This is a genomic window from Brevundimonas vesicularis (assembly GCF_027105095.1).
Classification (GTDB): domain Bacteria; phylum Pseudomonadota; class Alphaproteobacteria; order Caulobacterales; family Caulobacteraceae; genus Brevundimonas; species Brevundimonas vesicularis_E.
Genome location: NZ_CP114278.1, coordinates 2,210,817 through 2,219,801, shown reverse-complemented (window position 1 = coordinate 2,219,801; position 8,985 = coordinate 2,210,817). Strand labels below are relative to the sequence as shown.

General features: G+C 65.5%; 8 protein-coding genes. 5 read left to right on the top strand and 3 right to left on the bottom strand.

Translation table 11 applies throughout. The features are described 5' to 3' along the window. Positions 1-4: 4 nt before the first annotated feature. A complete protein-coding gene (locus O2K97_RS11085) occupies positions 5-772 on the bottom strand; it encodes a hypothetical protein (protein WP_269219293.1) in 768 nt (255 codons plus the stop codon). Between the two features lie 439 nt (positions 773-1,211). On the opposite strand from O2K97_RS11085, the gene rpsL reads away from it, so the two are divergent. The 5 genes from rpsL to O2K97_RS11060 all read left to right on the top strand — a co-directional run bounded on the left by rpsL (position 1,212) and on the right by O2K97_RS11060 (position 7,563). Further along, a complete protein-coding gene (gene rpsL, locus O2K97_RS11080; protein ID WP_008260482.1) occupies positions 1,212-1,586 on the top strand; it encodes a 30S ribosomal protein S12 in 375 nt (124 codons plus the stop codon). 81 nt (positions 1,587-1,667) lie between these two features. Further along, entirely contained in the window at positions 1,668-2,141 is a 474-nt protein-coding gene (rpsG, locus tag O2K97_RS11075; protein WP_017506744.1) for a 30S ribosomal protein S7, read from the top strand. A gap of 146 nt (positions 2,142-2,287) precedes the next feature. Next, positions 2,288-4,366, top strand: coding sequence for an elongation factor G (gene fusA / locus O2K97_RS11070; protein ID WP_017506743.1), 2,079 nt, complete (start codon positions 2,288-2,290; stop codon positions 4,364-4,366). Positions 4,367-4,475: 109 nt separating this feature from the next. Beyond that, positions 4,476-5,666 carry an elongation factor Tu gene (gene tuf / locus O2K97_RS11065; RefSeq protein ID WP_017506879.1) on the top strand — a complete coding sequence of 397 codons (1,191 nt, stop codon included), beginning with the start codon at positions 4,476-4,478 and terminating at the stop codon, positions 5,664-5,666. Between the two features lie 301 nt (positions 5,667-5,967). After that, positions 5,968-7,563 carry a carboxylesterase/lipase family protein gene (locus O2K97_RS11060; RefSeq protein ID WP_269219292.1) on the top strand — a complete coding sequence of 532 codons (1,596 nt, stop codon included), beginning with the start codon at positions 5,968-5,970 and terminating at the stop codon, positions 7,561-7,563. Here the strand turns inward: O2K97_RS11060 and O2K97_RS11055 are convergent. After that, on the bottom strand, positions 7,560-8,636 hold the full coding sequence (locus O2K97_RS11055) for a L,D-transpeptidase family protein (protein WP_269219291.1): 1,077 nt from the start codon (positions 8,634-8,636) through the stop codon (positions 7,560-7,562). The genes O2K97_RS11060 and O2K97_RS11055 overlap by 4 nt on opposite strands. Before the next feature lie 39 nt (positions 8,637-8,675). Beyond that, positions 8,676-8,837, bottom strand: coding sequence for a hypothetical protein (locus O2K97_RS11050; RefSeq protein WP_269219290.1), 162 nt, complete (start codon positions 8,835-8,837; stop codon positions 8,676-8,678). Positions 8,838-8,985: the final 148 nt, after the last annotated feature.

Below are 8,985 nucleotides of genomic sequence, written 5' to 3'. Positions count from 1 at the left end.
TCTTTCAGTCCTTCCACCGCTCCATCGGGGCCGAAGCGCCCGGCGTGATCGGTGCACCGCCGGCCCGGTGGCCGTCGCGTCGGGTCTGGACGTTGCGGGTCGAGTCGGGCGCCAGCGACGGATTCAACTGCGCGCCGGCGCAGCCTGTGCCGAAGTTCGAGCCGACGCAGTCCGCCGGACCCACCACGCCGACGCCGCCGGACAGAGGACGACGGCGCGCCTCCCATTCGGCCAGACGCCGCGCCCCCTCGCGAGCAAAGGCGGCGTCGCGCTCGGGGTTGTCCGTGCCGGTGATCGGAGCGGCGTTTCGGCCGCGCCGCTCGGCGTCGTGGAGGCAGTTTGCGCTCTCGGCCGCGCTGAGCTGTTGCGGCGTGGTGCAGCCGATCAGACCCTGACGCAAGACGCGCGACATGGCCCCGGCGCGGTCGTTCGGATTGACCGTCCAGGCGTCCGGCGGGGCAGGCGCGCCCTGGGGCGTGGGCGCGGCGATGCGGGGACGGATCGGCGCAGGGCGACTGTCTGGCGGCGTTGCCTGGCGCGGGGAGGGCGTCTGAACCGTCGGGCGCGCGTCCTGCGCCGACGCGGCCATATCGTCGACTGCGGGCGCCTGGACCGGCGTTCTAGCCCGCTCGTTGGGCAGCAGGGGGCGGGGCTTAACATCGACGTAGATCGGCGGCTGTTCGGGCGCGACGACGTCGCCCTCTATGCCCAGGGCCATGAACGACAGGAAGGCGAGCAGCGCGGTGTTGATCGCCACCGACGCCGTCGCCAAGCCTGCCTTTCGCCAGTCGAGGCGCCGGTCAGGCCGCGTCAGCTGTGCAAACGCCAATGCGTCGTCCCCCTTGACCCTATGCAAGCTGTGCTAGAAGCATGGCCGCTTTCGGGCGGAGGGCGAACTGACTGTGAGGGACGCAGCGCTGGTTTCCACTTTGAAGATTAGCGCCGCCTTGACCTTCGCGCCCATCGGGCGTAGAAGCCGCCCACTTTCGAGGCGTGGCCGGTTCGCCGGTCGCTGAGATCGTGACAATCCAACGGACGGGCTGTGCCCGCCGGAACGCCCAAAGCGCGCGTTCCGGCTTTTCTGTTTGGGTGGTCGCGCGCTCAGTCTCGATGACACCCGGGCGAGGGGATGGTCCCCCCGTTCACAAGAAGGCGAGAGGCGCTTCGGTCGAAAGACACACGCCTCCATCAGAAGTCGAGACGAGTTTCGAATGCCTACGATCAATCAGCTGATCCGCAAGCCGCGCAAGCCCAAGCCCACCCGCAACAAGGTGCCGGCTCTGGAGGGTTCGCCCCAGCGTCGCGGCGTCTGCACCCGCGTTTACACCACGACCCCGAAGAAGCCGAACTCGGCTCTGCGTAAGGTCGCCAAGGTCCGTCTGGCCAAGAACGGCTACGAAGCCGTGTGCTACATCCCCGGCGAAGGCCACAACCTGCAAGAACACTCGGTTGTTCTGATCCGCGGCGGCCGCGTGAAGGACTTGCCCGGCGTTCGCTACCACATCCTGCGCGGCGTTCTGGATACCCAAGGCGTCAAGGACCGTAAGCAGCGTCGTTCGCATTACGGCGCCAAGCGTCCGAAGTAAGCCATTCTTCTCCGGGCCGTCGCGCCCGGAGGCCTTTTCGAGATCTTCCCGGCGCTGGTCGGGCACTGCAAGGAATACCCCATGTCGCGTCGTCACCGCGCCCAGAAACGTGAAGTTCTGCCGGATCCCAAGTTCGGGGACCTGGTCGTCACCAAGTTCATGAACTACGTCATGTACGAAGGTAAGAAGGCCGTCGCCGAGAACATCGTCTATGGCGCCTTCGACATCCTGGCCGAGAAGAAGAAGGACCAGGAGCCGGTCGCGACCTTCCACGCCGCCCTGGAAAACGTCTCACCGTCGGTCGAAGTGCGCTCGCGTCGCGTCGGCGGCGCCACCTATCAGGTGCCCGTCGAAGTCCGTCCGGACCGTCGTCGCGCCCTGGCCATCCGCTGGCTGGTGAACGCTGCGCGCAAGCGTGGCGAGAACACCATGACCGAGAAACTGGCCGCCGAACTGCTGGACGCTTCGAACAACCGCGGCACCGCGGTCAAGAAGCGCGAAGACACCCACAAGATGGCCGAAGCCAACCGCGCCTTCAGCCACTATCGCTGGTAACGCCTTCAAAGCGTCATCTGCGCTGACTATCTAAGGGTTTCCGGTGCGGGCGGTTTGAGCTAAATCGCCCGCACTCGCTTATCCGAACACCGACATCCTTCCGTGGGCGCCCTTTAGCGTCCTGAAAACTTTCAAGGCACGTTTCCATGGCACGTACGCACGCGCTCCAGGACTACCGCAACTTCGGCATCATGGCCCACATCGACGCGGGCAAGACGACGACGACCGAGCGGATCCTGTATTATACCGGCAAATCCCACAAGATCGGCGAAGTCCACGACGGCGCCGCCACCATGGACTGGATGGACCAGGAGCAGGAGCGCGGCATCACCATCACGTCCGCCGCGACGACCGCCTTCTGGCAGAACAAGCGTCTGAACATCATCGACACCCCAGGCCACGTGGACTTCACCATCGAAGTCGAGCGTTCCTTGCGCGTCCTCGACGGCGCCGTGACGGTGCTGGACGGCAACGCCGGCGTCGAGCCGCAGACCGAAACCGTCTGGCGCCAGGCCGACAAGTACAAGGTTCCGCGCATCGTCTTCGTCAACAAGATGGACAAGATCGGCGCCGACTTCGACGCCTCGGTCGAGTCGATCCGCGACCGTCTGGGCGCCAAGGCCGTGCCGATCCAATTCCCGATCGGCGCCGAATCCTCGCTGTCGGGTCTGGTCGACCTGGTCCGCATGACCGGCGTGGTCTGGGACAACGACGGCCTGGGCGCCTCCTACAAGGACGTGCCGATCCCGGACGACCTGATGGACAAGGCGATCGCCGCGCGTCAGTACCTGATCGACAACGCCGTGGAGCTGGACGACGAGGCGATGGAAGCCTACCTCGAAGGCAACGAGCCCGACGAAGCCACCATCAAGAAGTGCATCCGCAAGGCCGTTCTGACCGGCGCCTTCTATCCGATCCTGTGCGGCTCGGCCTTCAAGAACAAGGGCGTGCAGACGCTGCTGGACGCCGTCGTCGACTATCTGCCGTCGCCGCTGGACATCCCGCCGACCCCGGGCATCGACTTCAAGACCGAAGAGCCCGTCGTGCGTAAAGCCTCGGACGAAGAACCCCTGTCGGTCCTGGCGTTCAAGATCATGGACGACCCCTTCGTCGGCTCGCTGACCTTCTGCCGCCTGTACTCGGGCAAGATGGAAACGGGCATGAGCCTGCTGAACTCCAGCCGCGACAAGAAGGAGCGCGTCGGCCGGATGCTGCAGATGCACTCCAACAACCGTGAAGACGTCAAGGAAGCCTACGCCGGCGACATCGTCGCCCTGGCCGGCCTGAAGGAAACCCGCACGGGCGACACCCTGTGCGACCCGATCAAGTCGCCCGTCATCCTGGAGAAGATGGAGTTCCCGGCGCCGGTCATCGAGATCTCGGTCGAGCCCAAGACCAAGGGCGACCAGGAGAAGCTGGGCGTCGCCCTGGCCAAGCTGGCCTCGGAAGATCCCTCCTTCACCGTCTCGACCGACCACGAGTCGGGCCAGACGATCCTGAAGGGCATGGGCGAGCTGCACCTGGACATCAAGATCGACATCCTGAAGCGCACCTACAAGGTCGAGGCCAACATCGGCGCGCCGCAGGTCGCCTATCGTGAATCGCTGGGCCGCAAGGTCGACATCGACTACACGCACAAGAAGCAGACCGGCGGTACGGGCCAATTCGCCCGCGTCATGATCACCTTCGAACCCGGCGAGCCGGGCTCGGGCTTCGTGTTCGAGAACTCGATCGTGGGCGGCGCGGTGCCGAAGGAATATATCCCCGGCGTCGAAAAGGGCCTGAATTCGGCCAAGGACAACGGCCTGCTGGCCGGCTTCCCGCTGATCGACTTCAAAGCGACCCTGACGGACGGCAAGTTCCACGACGTCGACTCCAGCGTGCTGGCGTTCGAAATCGCGGCCCGCGCCGCCTTCCGCGAGCTGAAGGAAAAGGGTTCGCCCAAGCTGCTCGAGCCGATCATGGCGGTGGAAGTCGTGACCCCCGAGGAATACCTCGGCTCGGTCATCGGCGACCTGAACGGCCGTCGCGGCATGATCCAGGGTCAGGACATGCGCGGCAACGCCACCGTCGTGAACGCCTTCGTGCCGCTGGCCAACATGTTCGGCTATGTGAACACGCTGCGCGGCATGTCGCAGGGCCGCGCCCAGTTCACCATGCAATACGACCACTACGAGCCGGTGCCGCAACACGTCGCCGACGAAGTGATCAAGAAGTACGCCTAAGCTTTCCCTTTTCGGAAAGCCCGCCTATATGCGCCCGGACCGTAAGGATCGGGCGTCCTTAACCCCCAAACTGCAGGAACCCCGGTTCGGGGACCTTAGGAGCTAGAAAATGGCCAAGGAAAAGTTCGAACGGACGAAGCCGCACTGCAACATCGGCACGATTGGTCACGTTGACCACGGCAAGACGACGTTGACGGCAGCGATCACGATGACGCTGGCGAAGGCCGGCGGCGCGAAGGCGATGAACTACGCCGACATCGACGCTGCGCCGGAAGAGAAGGCGCGCGGCATCACGATCAACACCGCGCACGTGGAATATGAGACGGCCAACCGTCACTACGCCCACGTGGACTGCCCCGGCCACGCCGACTATGTGAAGAACATGATCACCGGCGCTGCGCAGATGGACGGCGCGATCCTGGTGGTGTCGGCCGCTGACGGCCCGATGCCGCAGACCCGCGAGCACATCCTGCTGGCCCGTCAGGTCGGCGTGCCGGCCCTGGTGGTCTTCATGAACAAGGTCGACCTGGTCGACGACGAAGAGCTGCTCGAGCTGGTCGAGATGGAAGTGCGCGAGCTGCTTTCGTCGTACCAGTTCCCCGGCGACGACATTCCGATCACCAAGGGTTCGGCCAAGGCCGCGACCGACGGCGTGAACCCGGAAATCGGCGAACAGCGCGTTCTGGCCCTGATGGAAACGGTCGACGCCTACATCCCGCAGCCGGAGCGTCCGGTCGACCTGCCGTTCCTGATGCCGGTCGAAGACGTGTTCTCGATCTCGGGCCGCGGCACCGTGGTCACGGGCCGCGTCGAGAAGGGCATCATCAAGGTCGGTGAGGAAGTCGAGATCGTCGGCATCCGTCCGGTCCAGAAGACGACCTGCACGGGCGTGGAAATGTTCCGCAAGCTGCTGGACCAAGGTCAAGCGGGCGACAACGTGGGCGTGCTGCTGCGCGGCACCAAGCGTGAAGACGTCGAGCGCGGCCAGGTGCTGTGCAAGCCGGGCTCCATCACCCCGCACACCAAGTTCCTGGCCGAAGCCTACATCCTGACCAAGGAAGAAGGCGGTCGTCACACCCCGTTCTTCACGAACTATCGCCCGCAGTTCTACTTCCGCACGACGGACGTGACCGGCATCGTTCAGCTGAAGGAAGGCGTCGAGATGATCATGCCGGGCGACAACGCCGAGCTGAACGTCGAGCTGATCACCCCGATCGCGATGGACCAGGGCCTGCGCTTCGCCATCCGTGAAGGCGGCCGCACCGTCGGCGCCGGCGTCGTGGCCAAGATCATCGCCTAAGCTAAAACGGCCTCAAGTCGCGCGCCTCCGCGAGGCGCGCATAGGCCGAAAGACAGAGTCGCGTAACAGAACGGCCCCCGGAGCAATCCGGGGGCCGTTTTGCTCTGTCCTGATCATCCCCGTCATCCTCGGGCTTGACCCGAGGATCGAGCATTGTGCCGTATTGCCTCAACGGTGGCGCAACACCCATCAACATCCGATCCTCGGGTCAAGCCCGAGGATGACGGAGATGAGGCGGAAGACAGGAAACGTCGCCCGCGTTCAGGCGTTAGGATCGTCTGCCCAACAGCCAAGGTTCACGATGCGTCTGATCTCGTTGCTTGCGTGCCTTGTCGCCCTGTCGGCCTGCGCCACCCATCCCGGCAAGGTCGATCAGGTCCGGTTCGCCAAGGACGCCGAGCCGGTGTTGGCGATGACCGAATCCGGGACGGTTCGCGGCGTCGATGGGGCGGGGACGCGAGCGTTCCTCGGCGTGCCGTTCGCGGCGCCGCCCGTCGGCGATCTGCGCTGGCGCGCGCCGCAGCCGGTTCAGGCCTGGCAGGGCGTGCGGGATGCGACGCGGATCGGTTCGGACTGCACCCAGGCGATCGGGCGACGCTCAATCTTGGGTGGCGGCGGCGGGATCGTCGTCGGGTCCGAGGACTGTCTGTATCTGAACATCTATGCGCCGGGCGGAGACGCGGCCGAGGCGCGGCCGGTGATGGTCTATATTCCGGGCGGTGCCTTCACCGTGGGGGCGGGCGCCAACTACGACCCGTCGAAACTGGCGCGCGAGCAGGGGCGGGTGGTCGTGACGATGAATTATCGGCTCGGCGCGCTGGGCTGGCTGGCGCATCCGGGGTTTCAGGCGACCGGCGAAGGCTTTGGGGGAAACTTCGGCCTGATGGATCAGCAGGCCGCGCTGAAGTGGGTGCATCGGAACATTGCGGCCTTTGGCGGCGATCCAGGCGACGTTACCCTGTTCGCCGAGAGCGCGGGCGCATGGACGGCCTGTTACCTGATGGCGTCGCCGCAGTCGCAAGGGCTGTATCAGCGGGTCATCATGCAGAGCGGCGGATGTCTTGAGCCGTCGTCCCTGGTCAGTGCGCAGGACGCGGCCCAGTCGGGGCCGATGTTCGCTGAAAGGCTGGGCTGCACCGGCCAGGATCAGATCGCGTGCCTGAAGGCGCTTCCGGCCTGGCGGCTGTCGCGGGCGGCGTCATTGAGAGCGGGCATCAACGGGCCGGGATCGTGGGGGCCGGTGCACACCGACGCCACTGTGCTGGAAAGTCCGGCTGTCGCGATCCGCGAGGGGCGGTTCACGCGCGTGCCCGTCCTCGTCGGGACGAACCTCGATGAGGGGCGGCTGTTCGCCAACGAGGTGCAGGATATGGATCGCTATCAGAAGGAGACGATCTGGATGTACGGCGATCAGGGCGAGCGGGTGCTGGCGCGCTATCCGGTGGGTGAGGACGGGCCCGCCTATGCCATCGCTGCGAACTTCACGGACCAGAGGTTCGCCTGTCCGTCACAGGCCTTGCGACGCGTTTTGGCCCAGTATGTGCCGGTGTGGGGCTATGAGTTCGCCGATCGCGGGGCGCCGTTCGTGCTGCCAGACTGGATCGTCGGTCTGGACCTGGGCGCCTATCACGCCAGTGAACTGGCCTATGTGTTCGGAACGCGCTGGGTGTTTGCTGATCCCAAGCGGTTCACGCCTGAACAGAAGGCGCTGTCGGAACGGATGCAGAGGCTGTGGGCCACGTTCGGCCGTTCGGCCTTCGCCGCCGAATGGCCCCGCGTCGAGGGTGCGGGGCCGGTGCGCGTGTTCAAGCCACAAGGCGATGTCATGGACGACGGATTCTTCGAACGCCACCATTGCGACTTCTGGGACGGGACGCCGTTCGGCGCCGTCCACTAGATAAAGCGGACGGTGACGCCTGGCTTGACCTTGTCGGCCAGCATCCAGGCGTCCCAGTTGGTCAGGCGCACACAGCCGTGCGAGGCCGTCTTGCCGACCAGATGAGGGTCCGGCGTGCCGTGGATGCCGTAGCTGGGCTTGTTCAGATCGATCCAGACGACACCGACCGGATTGTTCGGACCGGGTTTCACAACGACCTTCTTCTTGCCATCGCCATAGCTGAGTTTCGACGGGTCGTAGGTGTAGTCCGGGTTTCGCGCCACGCCGTTGACCTTGACCGTGCCGGTCGGTGTCGGGTTGTCGCCGCTGCCGATGGTGGCGGGGAAGTAGGCGATCAGCTTGCCGTCGGCGTCGAACGCCTTCACCGAGCCTTCGCTCTTGTCGACGTCGATGTGGTCCACGTCGGCGGGCAGTGGCGCGCTGTTGACGGCGGGGACAAGCAGGCCCTGGCCCACGCGGTTGAAGTCGGCGCCGGGGTTCATGGCGCGCAGCAAGGCCTCGGTGACGTGGAACCGCTCGGCCAAGGCCTCGACGATATTGGCGTAGCCCATGTGGGCCGCCTGACCTTGAGCCTCCAACTCCGTGGGGACGACGCCGAGATAGGGTCCGGCGATGTCCTGCTGGGTGATGGTGTAGGTGGTGGTCACCGCGCCCGGTCCGGCGGCGGCGCGCAGTCTTCCCATCACGTCAGCGTTCAGCTCCCCGTTCACCGTCATGCCGTTGGCCTCCTGAAACGCGGAGATCGCTTGGCGCATGTTCGACCCCACCAGGCCGTCGATCGCGCCGGGCGAGAAGCGGGCACGCTCAAGAAGAACCTGCGCGCGGATAAGGGCGGGCTGCGGCTGCTGCTGGGCGGCATTCGGGGTGGCGGGCTGGCCCTCTTGTGCGGCCGGCGGCGGCGCATAGGCGGTGTTTTCGATGGCGTCTCGAGATAGCGGCCCCGTCTGGCCCACTTGCGCCGTCTGGGCAGTCTCGGCCGTCTGCGCTGGGGGTGCGGCCTTATTCTCCTCCTTTGGCGAGCAGGCGCCCAAAGACAGAACAGCGAGTGCGGCGAGGTAGGCGGGACGGTTCATAAGAGACTTTCGAGGCGGTGAGTGCAGGCGGTCGGTTGTTCAGCTGGGTTCGCCGGTCGCGGGGTCGGTTTCGGTCTCGCCGGAGTTGGACGAGTCCTTTGAACCCTTCGGTTCGGTCGCGGGGCGCGGCGGCTGGCCTTCGGCGTCCGGCCGCAAGTTCTCGTTCTCGACGGCTTTGCTGTCAGGGCGTTGATCGGTCATGGTCTTCTCCTTGGGTCAGTCAAACGCGCCAGGGCGACCGCGGCTCCGTCAACGCGCGTTCACCATGCCGGTGAACCCTGATGAAACGCGCATGGGGCAGTGTGCAGTCTGGAATGGACCTTGCTGCGCAGGGCCCTAAGAGGATGCG

Excerpts from the sequence above, each read along its gene's own strand:
- O2K97_RS11055 (WP_269219291.1), bottom strand. The coding sequence starts at position 8,636 with ATGAACCGTCCCGCCTACCTCGCCGCACTCGCTGTTCTGTCTTTGGGC.
- fusA (WP_017506743.1), top strand. The coding sequence starts at position 2,288 with ATGGCACGTACGCACGCGCTCCAGGACTACCGCAACTTCGGCATCATG.
- rpsL (WP_008260482.1), top strand. The coding sequence starts at position 1,212 with ATGCCTACGATCAATCAGCTGATCCGCAAGCCGCGCAAGCCCAAGCCC.
- tuf (WP_017506879.1), top strand. The coding sequence starts at position 4,476 with ATGGCCAAGGAAAAGTTCGAACGGACGAAGCCGCACTGCAACATCGGC.
- O2K97_RS11060 (WP_269219292.1), top strand. The coding sequence starts at position 5,968 with ATGCGTCTGATCTCGTTGCTTGCGTGCCTTGTCGCCCTGTCGGCCTGC.
- O2K97_RS11050 (WP_269219290.1), bottom strand. The coding sequence starts at position 8,837 with ATGACCGATCAACGCCCTGACAGCAAAGCCGTCGAGAACGAGAACTTG.
- rpsG (WP_017506744.1), top strand. The coding sequence starts at position 1,668 with ATGTCGCGTCGTCACCGCGCCCAGAAACGTGAAGTTCTGCCGGATCCC.